This window comes from Bradyrhizobium sp. Leaf396, assembly GCF_001424605.1.
Lineage (GTDB): Bacteria > Pseudomonadota > Alphaproteobacteria > Rhizobiales > Xanthobacteraceae > Bradyrhizobium > Bradyrhizobium japonicum_C.
Genome location: NZ_LMQJ01000064.1, coordinates 1 through 18,333 on the forward strand (window position 1 = coordinate 1; position 18,333 = coordinate 18,333).

At 63.8% G+C, this 18,333-nt stretch carries 18 protein-coding genes; 8 read left to right on the plus strand and 10 right to left on the minus strand.

All coding sequences use genetic code 11. The annotated features are described in order from the left end of the window. On the plus strand, nt 1-200 hold a 200-nt coding region (locus tag ASG57_RS38975), incomplete at its 5' end, for a hypothetical protein (protein ID WP_210169300.1). Here the strand turns inward: ASG57_RS38975 and ASG57_RS31340 are convergent. Beyond that, nucleotides 137-1,798, minus strand: coding sequence for a TadE/TadG family type IV pilus assembly protein (locus ASG57_RS31340; protein ID WP_024341050.1), 1,662 nt, complete (start codon nt 1,796-1,798; stop codon nt 137-139). The two genes, ASG57_RS38975 and ASG57_RS31340, sit on opposite strands and share 64 nt — an antisense overlap. A 477-nt stretch (nt 1,799-2,275) precedes the next feature. Here ASG57_RS31340 and clpS point away from each other — a divergent pair, with 477 nt between their 5' ends. Continuing rightward, nucleotides 2,276-2,608, plus strand: coding sequence for an ATP-dependent Clp protease adapter ClpS (gene clpS / locus ASG57_RS31345; protein WP_024341051.1), 333 nt, complete (start codon nt 2,276-2,278; stop codon nt 2,606-2,608). Between the two features lie 290 nt (nt 2,609-2,898). After that, nucleotides 2,899-5,307 carry an ATP-dependent Clp protease ATP-binding subunit ClpA gene (clpA, locus tag ASG57_RS31350; protein ID WP_024341052.1) on the plus strand — a complete coding sequence of 803 codons (2,409 nt, stop codon included), beginning with the start codon at nt 2,899-2,901 and terminating at the stop codon, nt 5,305-5,307. Nucleotides 5,308-5,386: 79 nt separating this feature from the next. Here clpA and ASG57_RS31355 read toward each other — a convergent pair whose 3' ends face one another. The 6 genes from ASG57_RS31355 to ASG57_RS31380 all read right to left on the minus strand — a co-directional run bounded on the left by ASG57_RS31355 (nt 5,387) and on the right by ASG57_RS31380 (nt 11,724). Beyond that, entirely contained in the window at nt 5,387-5,836 is a 450-nt protein-coding gene (locus tag ASG57_RS31355; RefSeq protein WP_024341053.1) for a hypothetical protein, read from the minus strand. A 126-nt stretch (nt 5,837-5,962) separates the two neighbouring features. After that, on the minus strand, nt 5,963-7,384 hold the full coding sequence (locus ASG57_RS31360; RefSeq protein ID WP_051160700.1) for an MFS transporter: 1,422 nt from the start codon (nt 7,382-7,384) through the stop codon (nt 5,963-5,965). 89 nt (nt 7,385-7,473) lie between these two features. Beyond that, nucleotides 7,474-7,812, minus strand: a complete 339-nt coding sequence (locus ASG57_RS31365) for a c-type cytochrome (protein WP_024341055.1) — start codon at nt 7,810-7,812, stop codon at nt 7,474-7,476. Nucleotides 7,813-7,977: 165 nt separating this feature from the next. Beyond that, the gene (locus ASG57_RS31370; protein ID WP_057198839.1) at nt 7,978-9,003 is read right to left on the minus strand and encodes an aldo/keto reductase; all 1,026 of its coding nucleotides are present in this window, start codon (nt 9,001-9,003) and stop codon (nt 7,978-7,980) included. Between the two features lie 174 nt (nt 9,004-9,177). Continuing rightward, on the minus strand, nt 9,178-10,572 hold the full coding sequence (locus tag ASG57_RS31375; RefSeq protein WP_024341057.1) for a methyl-accepting chemotaxis protein: 1,395 nt from the start codon (nt 10,570-10,572) through the stop codon (nt 9,178-9,180). 195 nt (nt 10,573-10,767) lie between these two features. After that, entirely contained in the window at nt 10,768-11,724 is a 957-nt protein-coding gene (locus tag ASG57_RS31380; RefSeq protein ID WP_024341058.1) for an AraC-like ligand-binding domain-containing protein, read from the minus strand. A gap of 182 nt (nt 11,725-11,906) precedes the next feature. Between ASG57_RS31380 and ASG57_RS31385 the strand changes: the two genes are divergently transcribed. Beyond that, nucleotides 11,907-12,923 carry a carbon-nitrogen hydrolase family protein gene (locus ASG57_RS31385; protein WP_024341059.1) on the plus strand — a complete coding sequence of 339 codons (1,017 nt, stop codon included), beginning with the start codon at nt 11,907-11,909 and terminating at the stop codon, nt 12,921-12,923. Between the two features lie 31 nt (nt 12,924-12,954). Here the strand turns inward: ASG57_RS31385 and ASG57_RS31390 are convergent, their stop codons facing one another. After that, nucleotides 12,955-13,593 (minus strand): HAD family hydrolase, encoded by a 639-nt coding sequence (locus ASG57_RS31390; RefSeq protein ID WP_024341060.1) that lies wholly within the window; start codon nt 13,591-13,593, stop codon nt 12,955-12,957. Between the two features lie 132 nt (nt 13,594-13,725). Here ASG57_RS31390 and ASG57_RS31395 point away from each other — a divergent pair, with 132 nt between their 5' ends. The 4 genes from ASG57_RS31395 to tsaA all read left to right on the plus strand — a co-directional run bounded on the left by ASG57_RS31395 (nt 13,726) and on the right by tsaA (nt 16,406). Then, a complete protein-coding gene (locus ASG57_RS31395; RefSeq protein ID WP_244490951.1) occupies nt 13,726-14,637 on the plus strand; it encodes a transglycosylase SLT domain-containing protein in 912 nt (303 codons plus the stop codon). Between the two features lie 157 nt (nt 14,638-14,794). Then, nucleotides 14,795-15,535 carry an AzlC family ABC transporter permease gene (locus ASG57_RS31400; RefSeq protein WP_057198840.1) on the plus strand — a complete coding sequence of 247 codons (741 nt, stop codon included), beginning with the start codon at nt 14,795-14,797 and terminating at the stop codon, nt 15,533-15,535. Continuing rightward, complete coding sequence (locus ASG57_RS31405; RefSeq protein ID WP_057198841.1) at nt 15,532-15,882, plus strand: AzlD domain-containing protein; 351 nt, start codon at nt 15,532-15,534, stop codon at nt 15,880-15,882. The genes ASG57_RS31400 and ASG57_RS31405 overlap by 4 nt, the downstream gene beginning before the upstream one ends. A gap of 32 nt (nt 15,883-15,914) precedes the next feature. Beyond that, nucleotides 15,915-16,406, plus strand: a complete 492-nt coding sequence (gene tsaA / locus ASG57_RS31410; protein WP_057198842.1) for a tRNA (N6-threonylcarbamoyladenosine(37)-N6)-methyltransferase TrmO — start codon at nt 15,915-15,917, stop codon at nt 16,404-16,406. Between the two features lie 113 nt (nt 16,407-16,519). Here the strand turns inward: tsaA and ASG57_RS31415 are convergent, their stop codons facing one another. Then, entirely contained in the window at nt 16,520-16,948 is a 429-nt protein-coding gene (locus tag ASG57_RS31415; RefSeq protein ID WP_024341064.1) for an HIT family protein, read from the minus strand. A 61-nt stretch (nt 16,949-17,009) separates the two neighbouring features. Continuing rightward, the gene (locus ASG57_RS31420; protein WP_057198843.1) at nt 17,010-18,251 is read right to left on the minus strand and encodes a GNAT family N-acetyltransferase; all 1,242 of its coding nucleotides are present in this window, start codon (nt 18,249-18,251) and stop codon (nt 17,010-17,012) included. Between the last annotated feature and the right edge of the window lie 82 nt (nt 18,252-18,333).

Below are 18,333 nucleotides of genomic sequence, written 5' to 3' on the forward strand. Positions count from 1 at the left end.
TGATCCCGATCCTCGCCGGCTATGTATCCCATGAAAATGGCCACCCCGTTCCCGAGGCGGCCATCCTAGCCGATTTGCCCGGCTTTCCACACAGCCTGACACTGGCCGGGTTTTTCGTTTGCGGTGCGGGCTTGGCTTATCTCGCCACGCGCAGCTTGGAAATCTGCGTCAGGATATTCTTGAACGCGTCCGAGGTCTGAGAGGCGCTCGTGATCATCTGGAAGTTCCCATTGGTCGCGCAATCCTGCAGCACCTGAGATTTCGCGTCCGCATTGTTGATGTTGACCTGGATCGTGAAGATCGTGACCGGGTTTGCCGTGTCGGCTTTGATGTTCTGGCAGAGGATCGCCTGGCGGGCGTCGATGCTGGACTGGCTCGTGCTCCAACGGTTCTGGGTATTCAAGCCGTCGGACAGCAGCACAATGTAGTCCTTGTAGACGTAGTTGCTGGCCTTGCTCGGCGCCGAGATCGGCGGATTGGTCGTGCTGAGAGATTGCCATCCCCACGCAAGACCAATGGCCTGGTTGGTATTGCCGCTCGGTACCATCGCCGTGATCTGGTCCTTGAGCGTCTGCCACTGGTTGCTCATCGGAAACACGGTGGCCGGCAGGCAGCCTGACCATTGCTCAGCATAGAACTGCGACGAGGGGGTCCCGCCGCCCGAGCCGGGGGCCGAGTTCTTGGTGTCGTAGTCCTGATCGCGATCGTTGACACAGCCGGTCCAGGTGCTGCGGTCTGGCGCTGCCGCCGCCGTCGCCGCCGTGCCGTCGCCGCGCCAGAGATGGCAGATCTTGCCCGAGCCGCTGCCTGTGCAGGTGCAACTCGTGCTCGATCCGCAGCTTGCGCCCGACCCGGTGGCGGTGGTGTAGCAACCATTGTAGTAGATGCCGGCTTTGCCTGCCCGCTTGTTGCCGCTGTCTACGCTGGGACAGATATATCCAGCGTACGTGCCGGTCGACGGTATCTTACCGTACGGCGCAGCCTTGGCGCCGGGCAGGGTCGCTGGTCGGTCCATGCAGGTGAAGCCGTGGGTGCTCTTCGTGAAGGGGCAATCCGACCCGCCGACCGCTGAATTGAAGGCGCTCGACTTATTGTTCACCAGGATCGGAGGCTCGGCCTCCCATTCGGTCCAGTTGATCCAGGACGCACCTACATTGGTCGTGCCGACGTTGACGTCCTTCGAGAATGGAATGATGGAAATGTAAACGTCGCCCGTCTGCTTGTTGTAGTTCGACAGGGTGTCGATCATGTCCTTCGCCGCGGCTTGCATTGCCGCCATTTTGCCGTTTTGGGCCATCGATCCCGTATTATCCAGGACCATCGCCACCCGCATGCGGGTGTTTCCCCATGCCGCAGTCGAGCTCACGTTGTATCCTAACTTCGGAAACCCCGCGATCTTCATGAAATCGGTAGGCATGGTGCCCGATCCTGTGACCACGATATTGGAGATTCCGCTGGAGTCCTTCGGCGTGTAGCTGGCATGGATATCTGCGGTCGAAACCGTGCCGGTGCGGCCCGTGTAGAGGCCGCTGAAATAGGACTTTGTCTTCTCTTCGATCTGGGATTCCGAGATGACGCCGTTGGTCAGGTCCTTGGAAACCATCAACGCCGCCGAGTCGAGCGCAACCTGCAGCGAGGTACGGGCTTGGACGACGCGGCTGTAATCCACCGCGGCGCCGACGAAACCCAGCACCGGGACCAGCGCTATGGCGAAGATGACGGCGATATTGCCTTGCTCGGCCGCTGCAAAGCGGGCGAGTTGTCGACCAAGGCGGCTGACGAGGGGCAGGCGAGACATGACGATCCCCGAAATCTGTGCTTTGCCTGATTTCGGGGCATGCCTTTGAACGTCAGGTAAATTGAACCGTAGAAATCCGGGGCCATCGCGGGAAAACTGTCGCAGGCCAGTTAATACCCGGGTTCCTGGTCAACACGTTCTAAACACGAGAGCTGGAATTTTTTGTCAAATCGGTCCGGATTGATTAACCTGAGGGGGATCGCCCGGACCGGGAATCGGGCTGCCGCCGCCGCATCGGCCCAGCCTTCGCGTGCTTGCGGCCAGCCTGAGGCGGGCCCATATTGCTGGCGAACAATCCGGCTTGGCCGGATTATCGGGAGCGGCGATCCAACAAAGCGGCGCGCCTGCGCAAGGCCCAAAGGGCGGGCTGCGCGGTCGCCGCCATTCGCTTCCGTGGGGAATTTGAACGCCTGTGCCATGCCGCAATTGACTTTCAGTATTGATCTGCCCGCGCCAGCCGCTGCCGACGCTCCTCGCATGAGCAATGACGAGAACCGTTCGGGCAACCCTTCAGGTCCGAACACCTCGGTGATCACCAAGGTCAAGCCGAAGACCAAGCGCCCGAACCTGTACCGTGTGCTGATCCTGAACGACGACTACACACCGATGGAGTTCGTCGTGCACGTGCTGGAGAAGTTCTTCAACAAGGATGTCGAAGCCGCGACCAAGATCATGCTCCACGTCCATCATCACGGCATCGGCGAGTGCGGCGTGTTCACCTACGAGATCGCCGAGACCAAGGTGACGCAGGTGATGGATTTCGCCCGCAAGCACCAGCATCCGCTGCAATGCGTGATGGAAAAGAAATAGGACGCCTGCGACGGCGCGTTGGTCGAACCCCGCTCTCGTGCGAGTCGCGTGTGATCGTCGCGTGAGGCCCCCCGCGCGAAAGCCCTCGGCCGGCAAACTACGGAATTTTACGCCGGTGCCGCTTCCGCCTAAATCGGAACGGGTTTTGCATCGAAAATACCGCAGGTGTGTCGCCGCCGAGTCGCGGAACCGGTCTTTCGCCGCGATCTTGTATAACTATATGTGACAAAGGTTGTTGTTGCCTGACCGGGCGATCACGACCATGATGGTGGGGGCCATAGAGGACGCGAATGCCGACTTTTTCCCAAAGCCTTGAACAATCCCTGCATCGTGCGCTGGCGATCGCAAATGAGCGTCATCACCAATACGCGACGCTCGAGCATCTCTTGCTCTCTCTGATCGACGACTCCGATGCAGCCGCCGTCATGCGCGCCTGTAGCGTCGATCTCGACAAGCTCCGTACGAGCCTCGTCAACTATCTCGAAACGGAATTCGAGAACCTGGTGACGGATGGTGCCGACGACGCCAAGCCGACCGCCGGGTTTCAGCGCGTGATCCAGCGCGCGGTGATCCACGTGCAGTCGTCCGGTCGCGAAGAGGTGACCGGCGCCAACGTGCTGATCGCGATCTTCGCCGAACGCGAAAGTCATGCGGCGTATTTCCTGCAGGAGCAGGACATGACGCGCTACGACGCGGTCAATTACATCAGCCACGGCATTGCCAAGCGGCCGGGCGTATCCGAGGCGCGACCCGTGCGCGGCGTCGACGAGGAGACGGAGACCAAGGGCAACGAGGACGCCAAGAAGAAGGGCGAGGCGCTCGAGACCTATTGCGTCAACCTGAACAAGAAGGCGCGCGACGGCAAGATCGACCCGGTTATCGGACGCAATTCCGAGATCAACCGCGCCATCCAGGTGCTGTGCCGCCGGCAGAAGAACAATCCGCTGTTCGTGGGCGAAGCCGGTGTCGGCAAGACCGCGATCGCAGAAGGCCTCGCCAAGCGCATCGTTGACAGCGAGGTGCCGGAGGTGCTCGCGGCTGCCACTGTGTTCTCGCTTGACATGGGCACGCTGCTCGCGGGCACGCGCTATCGCGGCGATTTCGAAGAGCGCTTGAAGCAGGTGCTGAAGGAACTCGAGGCGCATCCCAACGCCATCCTGTTCATCGACGAGATTCATACCGTGATTGGTGCGGGTGCGACGTCGGGCGGGGCGATGGATGCCTCGAACCTGCTCAAGCCGGCGCTGGCCTCGGGCACGATCCGCTGCATGGGCTCGACGACCTACAAGGAATACCGCCAGCACTTCGAGAAGGACCGCGCGCTGGTGCGGCGCTTCCAGAAGATCGACATCAACGAGCCGACGGTCGAGGACGCCATCGCGATCCTCAAGGGTCTCAAGCCGTACTTCGAAGACTATCATCGGCTGAAGTACACCAACGAGGCGATCGAGGCTGCGGTGCAGCTTTCCTCTCGCTACATCCACGACCGCAAGCTGCCGGACAAGGCGATCGACGTGATCGACGAGTCGGGCGCGGCGCAGATGCTGGTGGCCGAAAACAAGCGCAAGAAGACCATCGGCATCAAGGAGATCGAGACCACGATCGCCTCGATGGCGCGGATCCCGCCGAAGAGCGTGTCGAAGGACGATGCCGAGGTGCTCAAGCATCTCGAGCAGACCCTGAAGCGCACGGTGTTCGGCCAGGACAGGGCGATCGAGTCGCTCGCGGCCTCGATCAAGCTGGCGCGTGCCGGCCTGCGCGAGCCCGAGAAGCCGATCGGCTGCTACCTGTTCTCGGGTCCGACCGGCGTTGGCAAGACCGAGGTCGCCAAGCAGCTCGCGGCGACGCTCGGAGTCGAGCTCCTGCGCTTCGACATGTCCGAGTATATGGAGCGGCACACCGTGTCGCGCCTGATCGGCGCGCCTCCCGGCTACGTCGGCTTCGACCAGGGCGGCCTGCTCACCGACGGCGTCGACCAGCATCCGCATTGCGTGGTGCTCTTGGACGAGATCGAGAAGGCGCATCCGGACCTCTACAACGTGCTGCTCCAGATCATGGATCACGGACGGCTCACCGACCACAACGGCAAGCAGGTCAACTTCCGTAACGTGATCCTGATCATGACCACGAACGCAGGTGCGGCGGATCTCGCCAAGCAGGCGTTTGGCTTCACGCGCACGAAGCGGGAAGGCGACGACCACGAGGCGATCAACCGGCAGTTCGCGCCGGAATTCCGCAACCGTCTCGATGCCATCGTCTCGTTCGGCCATCTCAGCGTCGAAGTGATCGGAACCGTCGTCGAGAAGTTCGTGCTTCAGCTGGAGGCGCAACTCGGCGATCGTGACGTCACCATCGAACTGTCGGAGCCAGCCAAGGCCTGGCTGGTCCAGCACGGCTACGACGAGCAGATGGGCGCACGTCCGATGGCCCGCGTCATCCAGGAGCACATCAAGAAGCCGCTGGCCGACGAGGTGTTGTTCGGCAAGCTCAAGGGCGGCGGCCACGTCCGCGTCGTTCTCGTCAAGGATGAGGCCGACGAGACCAAGGAGAAGATCGGCTTCGAGTTCGTCGAAGGTCCGGTTACGCCGAAGCAGGAGAAGCTCCCCGGCGCCCGCAAGCGCCCGTCGGGCAAGTCGAAGCCGGGAGGTCCCGGCGGCTCGAAGGGGCCGACCTCCAAGGGGCCGCTGGTCAAGGCCTGATCTGCAAGGGTGACAAATCGAAAAGGCCGGCTGAGAGCCGGCCTTTTTTTGCTTGCGCCGATGGCTGCGCCAGGAGGCCTTACGTTCCGGCCTGCGGTTCGCGCGGCGGCCGCGGCTTCCGCGGTGCGCGCGGTGCTGCGTGGGGGACCGACGGCTGCATCGTCACGATGACCGGATTCGGCTTGTGATCGGTTGCTGCGCCCGTCGCGGCATCGACCCCCATGCCGATGAGGCCGCCTGCGAGGAGGTTGCCGGCGAAGCCGGCGGCTCCGGTGCCAGACACTTCCTTGGTGAGTTGCACCTTTTGCGACTGGTAGCCTTCCTTCTCGAAAGTGATCGTAATGTCGGCGCTGCGCTTGGCGACGATGGCGCATGGCGTGGTGCAGGTGGTGGGCACCTCGAGCCCGCTCACCACGGCTTCCACGCCTGACGGTGTCGATGCGATACTGATGTTCTCGGTCGTGCCGCGCGTGACCGACGCGCAGCCGCCCAGCATGACGCTGAGCGCCACAATTCCAAATGAACGCATGAAATGCCCCTTGTCCCGGCCACACTCAAGCGCAACCGGAGCGCGAGGGCAATAGGTCGTAGGTCCCGATAGTTAAATCTCGCAGCGGTTGTGCACGGAACTGGGATAACCTGGACGTGGCTCCCGCTAGTCTCCCCGCAGACGCTGGTCGTCCTGCACGCGAACGTGCTCGGCCCCCCGTGCGCCCGCAGGAGATAGCCGCAGCATGCTCAGCACCGCGCCGCAGAGCGCAAAGCCGACGCCGGCGAGGAGTGCCAGCCTGGTCCCCTCAACCGGATACCTTCCGAGCAGCAGCGCTACCAGGGCTGCTCCCGTGGTCTGGCCGAGCAGGCGCGCCGTCCCCAGCATGCCGCTGGCGCCGCCGGCGCGCTCGCGCGGCGCGGCCGCGATCATGGTGCGGTTGTTTGGCGTCTGAAACAGGCCGAAGCCGGCACCGGCCAACGCCATCCGCCAGATCACGTCGAATGGCGTGGGGCTTGCGGGCAGGAAGGCGAGCGCGGCGAGGCCGCAGGCGAACAGCGTGAGCCCGATGCCGCCCAGCAGCCCGGCCGGATAATGCTCGACCAGGCGGCCGGCCAGGGGCGCCGCGAACGCCACCGCGATTGGCCATGGCGTGATCAAGAGGCCCATATGCACCGCCGAATAGCCGAAGCGGCTCTGGAGATAGAAGGGGATTGCGACGAAGGCGAGCATCTGCCCGCAGAACGATGCAATCGAGGTGGCAATCGACAATGCGAACACGGGAATGCGCAGCAGATCGAGCGGCAGGAGCGGCGAGGTCATGTGAGTCTCGCGATAGATCAGCAGCGCACCCGCGACGAGAGCGATTGCGAACTGCACGAGCCAGGTGATCGCAGGCGCGCCATGGCCGACGCTGTCGATTGCGGCGATGCCGACGCCGAACGTGATCGCCGACAGGCCCGCACTTTGCCAGTCAAAGCGACGGCTGGCCGGTTTGGTGTGCGGCAGGCTGCGCAGGCCCAGCACCAGCGTCGCTGCACCGAGCGGCACGTTGATGGCAAACAGCCATGGCCAGCTTCCGACGGCGAGGATGCCGGCGGCGAGCGTCGGTCCGACCGCAGCCGAAAAGGCGACGACGAGAGCGTTGAGCCCGATGCCGCGGCCGAGCTGGCTGCGGGGATAGGTGAAACGCACCAGCGCCGCATTGACGCTCATGATGCCCGCAGCGCCAAAACCTTGGATGACGCGTGCGAAGGTCAGCATCGGCAGCGTATCTGCCAGTGCGCAGAAGGCGGATGCCAGCGTGAAGAGCACCAGCCCGACCAGATAGACGCGGCGATAACCAACGACCTCGCCGAGCGAAGCCAGCGGCAGCAGCGCGATCGTGATCGCGAGCTGGTAGCCGTTGACGATCCAGATGGAGAAGGCCGGGCTTGCATCCAGGTCGGCCGCGATGGTCGGCAGCGCAACATTGGCGATGGCGCTGTCGACCACCGCCATGATGATGCCGAGCGCAATGGTCAGCACCGCCCAGTTGCGCTGCGGCTGCGGAAGTCCGTCGGCATGCTCGATCGGTGCGGACGACATCGAAGGCGTGTTCGGTTGAGATGCGGTTGCTGGTCCGCAACTTGGCCCGAGCCGGGAAGGTTCCAGCCTGAGCCATAGCCATCTCCGCCCTATTTCGGCTTCCGCAGCTCCTGAATCGCCCTGAGATAGCTCACCACGCCCTCGGCGTCGTCGCGGCCGAACCGCGCCGTCGGCATGAAGCGGTGAATGCTGCTGTAGCCGTCCTGCAGGCGTTGCAAGAAATCGGGGTCGTAGAGTTTGTTCTCGCCGAGGTTCCGGAAAGGCGGTGCCAGTTCGTTCGGGCTGGTGCCCGACCTGCCGACCGCATGGCACTGCGCGCACATCTGCTGCAGCAACGCCTCAGCGCGCCGCTGTTCGGCGTCCAGAGCTTGACTACTGGTGCTCCAGAGAACGCCGACCGCTAGCAGCGCCGGTGCGAGGCAATTCATCGTTCTTGTCCATCGTTCTGGCGCTAGCATCCCGTTGCCCGAACGCTCACCTCTTCATAGAGCACAGTGAACAGAACCTTCGTGGCAAATCGGCGCATCGCGAGACTCTCGAGCGCGCAGCGTGCCAGAGCCGATTCAAGCGGGCTTGACGCAGCTCAACACATCTTACACCGCCGGCGGATTGCGCTCGGTGAAAGTCACGCGCTGGTGCCAATAGGGGTAAGGCAGCGTCACCTTGCTCGCGGCGTCGAGCTTTGCGATCTGGTCCTTGGTCAACGACCAGCCGACTGCGCCGAGATTTTCGCGCAGCTGGGTCTCGTTGCGCGCGCCGATGATCAGCGTCGAGACTGTGGGGCGCTGGAGCAGCCAGTTCAGCGCGATCTGCGAGACGCTCTTGCCCGTTTCCTTCGCGATTTCATCGATGGCGTCGACGACCTGATAGACATGCTCGTCCGGCACGGGCGGGCCGAACTCGGCCGTCTTGGGCAGTCGGCTGACTTCCGGCTTCGGCTGGCCACGGCGAATCTTCCCGGTGAGGCGGCCCCATCCGAGCGGCGACCAGACCACTGCACCCAAGCCTTGGTCGAGCCCGAGCGGCATCAGCTCCCATTCGTAGTCGCGTCCGATCAGCGAGTAGTACGTCTGGTTGGCGACGTAGCGCGGAAAACCGTGCCTGTCCGCGACGGCCAGCGACTTCATCAGGTGCCAGCCCGAGAAATTCGAGACGCCGACATAGCGAACCTTGCCGGCACGGACGAGCACGTCGAGGGTGGCGAGCACCTCTTCAGGCGGGGTGAACGCGTCGAAGCCATGGAGCTGGAACAGATCAATGTAGTCGGTGCCGAGCCGGCTCAACGACCCATCGACGGCAGCCAGCAGATGTTGGCGTGACGAGCCAATGTCGTTCGGACCGTCGCCGAAGCGGAACGTCGCCTTGGTGGAAATCAGAACCTTGTCGCGGCGCCCCTTGATGGCTTGCCCGAGCACCCGCTCGGATTCGCCGAGCGAGTAGACGTTCGCGGTGTCGAACATCGACACGCCGGCCTCGAGGCAGATGTCCAGAAGGCGCCGCGCCTCGGTCGCGTCCGTAGCCCCCCACGCGGCGAGGCGGCCGACGCCGCCGAAGGTGCCGGTTCCAAGACTCAAAGCAGGCACCATCAGGCCCGAACGGCCCAGGCGTCGGTGTTCCATTGATCTGCTCCACGGCTGAACGACTGGCTGCTGCACGCTGTTCTGATGCCGGATGGTAGCGCAGGCCTTCAGCCCGGACTATTGCGCACTCACATGGCGGCCCTGCGTTGCGCCGTCTTGTTACGCCGTTGTGCTCGGCGAGCGAGCACCCGTGGTCGTCACCGCATCCAGACCTCAGCGAGAAAGGTCATCAAGGAGCCGGAGCACGTCCACCGACGCCTCTTCGACGAGCGAGATCTCCCTGAGGGCTCCGGCAAGGTCGCCGTCTGCGAAGAGCTTCGCGGCCCGTTTTCCGTGGTCGTGAACGAGGGCGTGCGGCTTCTCGAGCGGTCCGAATGCCCGGTGATTGCGCATCGCCAGAGAGCCATCGCCGTAGTACCATTTGCCCAATCGGCAGGAATGATGATCGGCAAGTTCGTCGGCCTTGAGCGTTGCGCGGCCGATTGCCATGTCTGCGAGGCGCTTCTTCCAGATGACGTGGTCCGCCTTGGCGAGCCGGGGAATCTTGTTGTCGAAGGACAGGCCGGAAATGCCCTGAAGTTGTTTTCCAGCGATTCCCTGGGCGACGTCGAGCTGCGACGAAATCTTCTTGATCTGCTCGACGTTCGCCAGCGTCATCTGGGCGATCGCGGCGATGCCCTCGGCCACTTCCCGGGAGGCATCGGTTTGCTGATTGAGGATGCTGGCGATCTCGTCCATGCCGCCGGTCAGGGTGATTGTCCGATTTTCGACGTTGGACATCTCCTCGCCCAACTGCGTGACGACGCCCTTGCTCTCGGCAGCCGCCGACTTGCAATCGGACATGGCGGTCACGATCAAGTCGACTTCGTCTCTCAGGCGCTGGATCCGCTCGCGGATGTCTTCCGTCGCCCTGCCGGTCTGCTGCGACAGTCCCTTGACCTCGGATGCGACCACGGCAAAGCCGCGTCCGGCTTCTCCAGCGCGTGCGGCTTCGATCGTTGCATTCAGCGCCAAGAGATTGGTCTGCCTGGCGATCGCATCGATCGACCCTACGATGGCGCCAATTTCTTCGGACGCCGCACTGAGTGCCAGGACCTTGTCCGACGCGTCGTTCGCAGTCGCCTCGACCCGCTCCATCGCCTTGGATGCGAGCCGGACCGTGGACATTCCCTGTTCTGCGCCAGCTCTCATTTGCGCGGCGTTTGCAGCTGCATCTTCTGCGTTCGATCTGATCTGTCCCACCGAAGCGACCATCTCCTCGCTGGCGGCGGCGAGCGCCTGCGTACGCTGGTCGACATCCCGGCAAGCGGTGAGCATTCGGGCTGCGGAGATCGCGGTTTCATTGCTCTGGACGTTGATATCGACGATGGCGTCCAGCTTGTTCGACGCGTCTTCGGCCAATCTGGCCGCGAGATTTGCGACGGCCTTGGACAGGCGGTCTTCTCCCTTGCAGCCAGGCGCGAGAAAATTGCCCTCGGTCAAGGCCTCGATATACTCTGCCAGAGCCTCGTCACGGGCTTGCAGCATCGTCAACTGGTCCGGCGCTGTGAGAGATCCCTCCAGAGCAACGATCGAACGTTTGCGATTGGCGCTGGAGAACATGGACATGCGGCTTTCCGACGAAGCTTGGTAGAGAGGCCCGAAGTCAATTTAGGCACTGATACTAAACAGCTGGTAAGCTTTCCTATCGGAATTCTGCAAACGGCTGGCGTTTGGCTGCGTTGTTGCCCGAGAGATGCGTGGCGTAGTGCGCCACGGCATCTGCCATCGTACCGAGGTCGCCAGGGCACCTCCTGACGGATCTCAGTGCCGCAACTGGCTCTGCCGGAAGTCGCGTGGAGACATTCCGAAACGCTCGCGGAAGACGCGGCCGAAATGCGAGAGGTCGTTGAAGCCCCAGGCGAAGGCGATCTCGCTGATGTGGCGATGGGCGAGCACGGGTGAGGCGAGATCACGCCGGCATCGGGCCAGGCGTTCGGCAAGAACATAACGCTGGAAAGAGGTGTCCTCGTCGGCGAGAAGGTGGTTGACGTAGCGCGGCGAGATGCCAAGCGCGGCGGCGGTCTCCGCGAGCGAGAGGTTGGAATCGGCGAGGTGCGCGCGGATTTGCGCCTTCAGTCGAAAGAGCAGGGCCGAGCGGTGGGTCGAGGACGGTAACGATGTTCTGCCGAGCCGCTCACTCAATGCCATCGCAAGCAGATCAACGGCCTGCTCCGACAGCGCGTCGGCGGTATCCGGGGGCATCCCGTCCGCGGTTTGGCAAAGGCGAAAGATGAAATCATAGGCGAGCCGCTCGAGCGGCGCGTGGGCGCCGAACGAGATCGCGGTCAGCATCTCGGTGCCCGCCAGCCGGCGATGCAGCATCTCGCGCGGCACCTTGAAGATGCTCTGGGTGAAGACGTCCTTGAACTTCAGCTCATACGGACGCGTGGTGTCGTACAGCGCGAACTCGCCGGGGTGAATCACGGTCTCGCGGCCGTCCTGCACCACGGCGCCGTTGCCCCGATTGCCGAGCGCGATGAGCACGAAATCCTGATCCGAGCGGGCGATGCGCGAGGGCGTGCGGAAGACGTGCTGGCGGTCGGAGCAGACCTCGGAGCACACCGCCTTGCCGAGCGAAGCCTGGGTAACCGAGCCGTGGAAGGCACTGCCGAGGTCCGACTTGCAATCGAGCCCGACGAAGACGTCGCAGACGATGTTCTGCCAGAGGGCTAGCCGCCGATGGCCGGGGCTGCCGTCTGTCGTGAACTGGATCGGCATTTGGAGAGCCTCCCTTTCACATCCTGCAATTGGCTTGGGACGCCAACCGAAGCAAATCCCGTACCGGCCGGCGTCGCGTCCAGTCGAGTTTTTGTTCCGCCGCGGTCGAGCGCCTGCCTCTCCGGCTTGCCAAATAGACTGCATCGGACGTGGCTTGCGATCAACCGGCAATGGAGGCGGCAATGGGCATCGAACATCCGAAATACAAGGTGGCGGTGGTGCAGGCGGCGCCGGCCTGGCTCGACCTCGACGCCTCGATCGACAAGTCCATCGGCCTGATCAAGGAGGCCGCGGACAAGGGCGCCAAGCTGATCGCCTTTCCGGAGGCCTTCATCCCCGGTTACCCTTGGCATATCTGGATGGACTCGCCGGCCTGGGCGATCGGCCGCGGCTTCGTCCAGCGCTATTTCGACAATTCGCTCTCCTACGACAGTCCCCAGGCCGAGCGGCTGCGTGATGCTGTGCGCCAGGCCAAGCTCACCGCCGTGATCGGCCTGTCCGAACGCGACGGCGGCAGCCTTTACCTGGCGCAATGGTCGATCGGGCCCGACGGCGAGACCATTGCCAAGCGCCGCAAGCTGCGGCCGACCCATGCCGAGCGCACCGTCTATGGCGAAGGCGACGGCAGCGATCTGGCCGTACATGCCCGGCCCGACATCGGTCGCTTGGGCGCGCTGTGCTGCTGGGAGCATCTTCAGCCCTTGTCGAAGTACGCGATGTACGCCCAGAACGAGCAGGTCCACGTCGCGGCCTGGCCGAGCTTCTCGCTCTACGATCCCTTCGCCCCGGCGCTCGGCGCCGAGGTCAACAACGCTGCCTCGCGCGTCTATGCGGTGGAGGGCTCCTGCTTCGTGCTCGCGCCTTGCGCGACGGTGTCGCAGGCCATGATCGACGAACTCTGCGATCGGCCCGATAAGCATGCGCTGCTGCATGCCGGCGGAGGCTTTGCCGCGATCTATGGCCCCGACGGCAGCCAGATCGGCGAGAAGCTGGCGCCGGATCAGGAGGGCCTGCTGATCGCCGAGATTGATCTGGGCGCTATCGGTGTTGCCAAGAACGCGGCAGATCCCGCCGGTCATTATTCACGGCCGGATGTGACGCGGTTGCTGCTCAACAAGAAGAGGTCCCAGCGCGTCGAGCAATTTGCGTTGCCCGTCGACACCGTTGAGCCCACTGATATCGCCGCGGCGGCGAACTGACCAAGGAGCGCGAGACGACCCGCCGTCGCCGCTATGCGGCGCAATGGCCGAGCAGCTCAGGATGTGCGGCGCAGATGTGGTGCGCGCCGGCATCGCGAAGCTCGGCCTCGCTGCCGTAGCCATAGAGTACGCCGATGGCGGTCATGCCGTTGCTCCTGGCTCCGACCACGTCATGGCTGCGGTCGCCGATCATGATCGCACCGGCGGGATTGATCTTGATCTCCTCGATCGCGTAGCGGAGCAGGTCGCGCTTGTCGACGCGGGTCCCGTCGAGCTCGGAGCCGAATACGCGCTCGAAATACGGTTTCAGGCCGAAATGATCGACGATGCGGGTGGCGTAGACGGCGGGCTTGCTGGTCGCGACGAACATGCGCTGGCCCGTCGCTGCGAGCGACGTCAATGTGTCCGCAATTCCGCTGTAGGCCTCGTTCTCGAACAGGCCGATATCGCTGAAGCGCTCGCGATAGAGCAGCAGCGCCCGGTCGGCGAGCTCATCGGTTCCCGTGAGTTTTCTGAGGCTCGCAAGCAGCGGAGGGCCGATGCACCAGGTCAGTTCGTCCTCGTTCGGCACCGGAACGCCGAGCCGCTCCAGTGCGTATTGAATCGAGCGGGTGATCCCCGGCTTGGGGTTGGTCAGCGTGCCGTCGAGATCAAAAAAGATTGTCACCATGGGACCGGGACCTGCGTTGATACTGCCGGTCGTTGCTAGTTGGCTGGGGTTCCAAGTCAAGGTCCCATTTGTCCTGATAACGTCGATGCCATGCGGATAGCTCTGATCATCGCTGTCGTGTGCCAAACGCTCATGTTCACGCCGGTGCTCGCGGAGGAGACACCGCCGGCCGCCGCGCCCGCGAATGCCGAGGAAACTGCGAAGCCGACGGAGAAATCGGAGGACGCCCGCGAGAGCGATACACGCCAGTCGATCTGCCTGATCGTGGAGGCGGCCGCACGCGACAACAACCTGCCGCTGGAGTTCTTCGCGCGCGTAATCTGGCAGGAGAGTCGCTTCCAGGCCGATGCGGTCGGCCCCATGACGCGCAGCGGCGAGCACGCGCAAGGAATCGCGCAATTCATGCCGGGGACGGCAAGTGAGCGCGGGCTGCTCAATCCGTTCAATCCAGTGCAGGCGTTGCCGAAATCGGCGGAGTTCCTGAATGAGCTGCGCAACCAGTTCGGCAATCTCGGCCTTGCCGCGGCCGCCTACAATGCCGGTCCGCGGCGGGTGCAGGAATGGCTCGCGGGCACCGGTGGAATGCCGGAGCAAACCCGCAATTACGTCTATGCGATCACCGGTACCAGCATCGATGCCTGGGCCAAGGCTGGCTCGACCGGCAAGGGCCCGCCGAGCTCGCCGCCGACGAGCTGTGGCGATCTGATGGCGCTGCTCAAACGGGCGCCGAATCCGTTCGTCGCCGAGCTCGAGCAGCATGTGGAGCTTGCCGCTGCAAAGAGTTGGGGCGTGCAGCTCGCGGCCGGCTTCGATCGCAACAAGGCGCTTGCGATGTACTCCCGAGCGGTTACGAAGCTGAGCGCCGTGATCGGCGAGCGCGACCCGAGCCTGCTCTCGTCCGTGATGCGCAGCCGCGGCACGCGCGCCTTCTATCAAGTGCGCATCGGTGCCGATACGCGCGCCGAGGCCGATGATCTGTGCAACCGCATCCGCAAGGCGGGTGGCGCGTGCTTCGTGTTGAAGAACCGAGGGTTGCCGGGCTAGGCGCCCCGTCGTCCCCGGCTCGCGCCAAGTGGCGTCCCGGAATGACAGCGCTGGATCTCGGAGCAATGCATGCCAGCCCCGCCGCCCCCTTGCTTGACGCGCGACGCCGTCTCGCCCGTTATGCAGGCTCGATTCCGCAACCCGGCCAAGATCTTCAGTGGCGCTTCCTCCGCTCGATTCACCACAATGGAATAGCCCTTGGCTTGCCTTCGGCTGGGGGCTGCGCTCGATCACACAGACGATCCTCACCATCGTGCTCTTCGTGACCTATCTCGGCATCGGCGCGTTGGCGCATGACACTCACTTCAGCCTGATCTGGGCGCTGTGTTCGACGCTGTTCGTCTGGGCAGGTCCGGCGCAGATCATTCTGATCACGACGCTCGGCTCTGGCGCGACCATTGTTCAAGCGGCGATCGCAGTGACCGTCAGCGCGATCCGTTTGTTTCCGATGGTGGTCTCGGTGCTGCCGCTGATGCGCACGCCGACGACCAAGCGGCGCGAGCTGATATTTGCCGCACATCTCACCGCCGTGACGCTGTGGGTTGAGTGCCATCGCTTCCTGCCGCAGGTGCCGCGTGAGCGGCGCATCGCTTTCGTTCATGGCCTCGGCTGCGGCCTCGTCTCGGTCTGCCTCGTCGCCAACACAGTCGGCTATGTCCTCGCCGCCAACCTGACGCAGACGCTTGGAGCGGCGATCCTGCTGTTGACGCCGCTGTCCTTCTTGTTCTCGACCGCGCGCAACAGCCGCGAGATCGCCGATGTCGTCGCGCTCGTACTGGGCATCGTGCTCTATCCGGTGGCCGCCAAGATGAACTCGGGCCTCGACATCCTGGTCAGTGGCGTCCTCGCCGGCACGATCGCCTATGGCGTGCATTGGTGGCGACAGGTGCGCTCATGAGCTTTGCGCAGGCGGTCGGTGACTGGCACGCGCTTGTCGTGCTGTTCGTTGCCGGCGTCGTCCCCAACCAGATCTGGCGCATGCTTGGCCTCTGGTTCGGCGGCGGCATCGACGAGGGCTCGGAGCTGCTGGTCTGGGTGAGGGCGGTCGCAACGGCGATCCTCGCGGGCGTTATCGCCCAGATCGTGGTCCAGCCGCCAGGCGCGCTTGCCAGCGTGTCTGATGTTCTGCGCTACGGCGCGGTCGCTGCTGGCCTTGTCGTCTTCCTGCTGACCCGCCGCTCGATCTTTGCGGGCGTGGTCGCGGGCGAGGTCTTCATGCTGGCCGGCAAGTGGTGGTTGGGCTAAAACCGCCGGCGAACAGCTAAGGAACTGAACACATGGTCCGCGAACAGGATCTCCGCGAGGGCGAGGTCGCCATCGAGCTGCCGCCGGCGCAAGATGCCGGTCTCGTCTTCATTGGCCGCATCCGCACCCCCTGGACGTCACGGCTGGAGACGCCGCGGCAGGGGCGTCAGGACGGCCCGATATGCCGGCTCGAGATCTTCGAGCCGTTTGTCCCGGCAATCAAGGGCGTCGATTTCTACAGCAATCTCGAAGTGCTCTACTGGCTCGACAAGTCGCGCCGCGACATCATCCTGCAGAGTCCGAAGAATAACGAGAAGACCCGTGGGACATTTTCACTGCGCTCGCCGGTTCGGCCCAATCCGATCGGCACGTCGATCGTGAAGCTGGTCGGGATCGAGGGCAACGCGATCCTGGTGCGCGGCCTCGACTGCCTCGACAACACGCCGCTGATCGATCTCAAGCCCGACCGCTGCGAGTTCACGCCGCTGGCCGCGCCGCAGACGGGTGATTTCGAGACGGAGTAATAGCGCGCCGGTCTAGCCCGTCAGGGAGCCCTTGCGACGAAGCAATCAAGACTGTCGCCGTGAGCGCAGTCTGGAGTGCTTCGCTTCGCTCGCAATGACGGAGTGTGAGGCAATCAGCCCGCCTTCAACGCCGCGATCAGCTTGGCTGCGTGGTCTTGCAGCAGCTTGTCATCTTCCTTGCGGCTTGCCGGGGGCAGCATGGCGACGCCATCGTGGCGCGGCATCACGTGCATGTGCAGGTGAAACACCACCTGTCCGCCGGCCGGTTCGTTGAACTGCTGCACGGTGATGCCGTCGGCATTGAACGCCTTCATCGCGGCCGCTGCGATCTTGTGCGCGCCGCGGGCGACATGTGCGTAGTCGTCCGGCTTGATGTCGAGGATGTTGCGGGCAGGGGCTTTCGGAATCACCAGCGTATGGCCTGGGACGCGGGGCATGATGTCGAGGAAGGCGAAGACGTGCTCGTCCTCGTACACCTTGTGGCAAGGCAGCTCGCCGCGCAGGATCTTTGCGAAGATGTTGTTGGTGTCGTAGGCGGTCATTGGTAGCTCCTCGGCGGCTCCTCGAGATTTTGCGCTTACTGTCACCAGCACCGGCAAGGCGTCAAGGCGCCTCGTCGGCGCCTTTGCGGAAGGGGCCGAACTCGGCCAGCTCCCGGCCGGCCTCCGCAACATAGGCGCGCTCGCGCTTGAGATAATCTTCGATAGCGCGGCGCAGGCCAGGGTCGGCGATGAAGTGGGCGGAATGGGTGGTGCGCGGCAGGTAGCCGCGCGCGATCTTGTGCTCGCCCTGCGCGCCGGCCTCGACATGTTTCAATCCGTGTTTGATCGCAAAATCGATGGCCTGGTAATAACAGACCTCGAAATGCAGGAAGGGATGGTGCTCGAGCGCCCCCCAGTTGCGGCCGAACAGCGTGTCCGAGCCGATGAAGTTGATCGCGCCCGCGATCCAGCGATCGTTCCGGCGCGCCATCACCAGCAGCACGTCCTCGCTCATGGTCTCGCCGATCAGCGAGAAGAACTCGCGCGTCAGGTACGGCCGGCCCCATTTGCGCGAGCCGGTCTCCATGTAGAAGTCGAAGAAGGCGTCCCAGGCGTCCTCGGTAATGTCTTTGCCGGTCAGCCAGTGGATGGTGATCCCGGCGGCGAGCGCATCGCGACGCTCGCGCTTGATCGACTTGCGGTGGCGCGAGTTCAACGTCGCCAGGAAATCGTCGAAAGTCGCAAAGCCCTCATTATGCCAGTGGAACTGCTGGTCGGTGCGCTGGAGGAAGCCGTGCTCGGCGAGCAGCTTCCATTCGGCCTCCCGCGCGAAGGTGACGTGGACGGAGGACGCCTTCGTGACGCCGCACAGCGCCACCAGTCCGCTCGCCAAGGCTTCGGTGATCTGCGCACGGTCGACGCCGTTGCGGACCAGCAGCCGCGGCCCGGTCGCCGGCGTGAAGGGAACGGAGACCTGAAGTTTCGGGTAATAGCGCCCGCCGGCACGCTCATAGGCGTCCGCCCAGCCGCGGTCGAAGACGTATTCGCCCTGGCTGTGCGATTTCAGATAGCAGGGCACGACGCCGGCGACGCGGCCGCCGACCTTGGCCACGAGATGCCGCGGACCCCAGCCGGTGCGGATGGTCGCCGAACCCGATCTCTCGACGGCAGATAGAAATGCGTGCGAGACGAACGGGTTATAGGCAGGTCTTGAGAGGCCGAGGGAATCGCCTGGAATGGCGGATGAGATTCCTGCGCCATGCCCCTTGCACTTGTCGCCGGGACCGGCGCAAGCGTCCCAATCCTCGGGCGAGACTTCGCCAATGGACGGTACGGCCTCGAGCGTAATGTCGGATGATGCCATTGCGCCCAAGATCGTGCATCGCAGCAGCGACTTCAAGGGGCTGGAGCCATACGCGTGCAGCGCGTCCTCGGCGGTGCGCTGC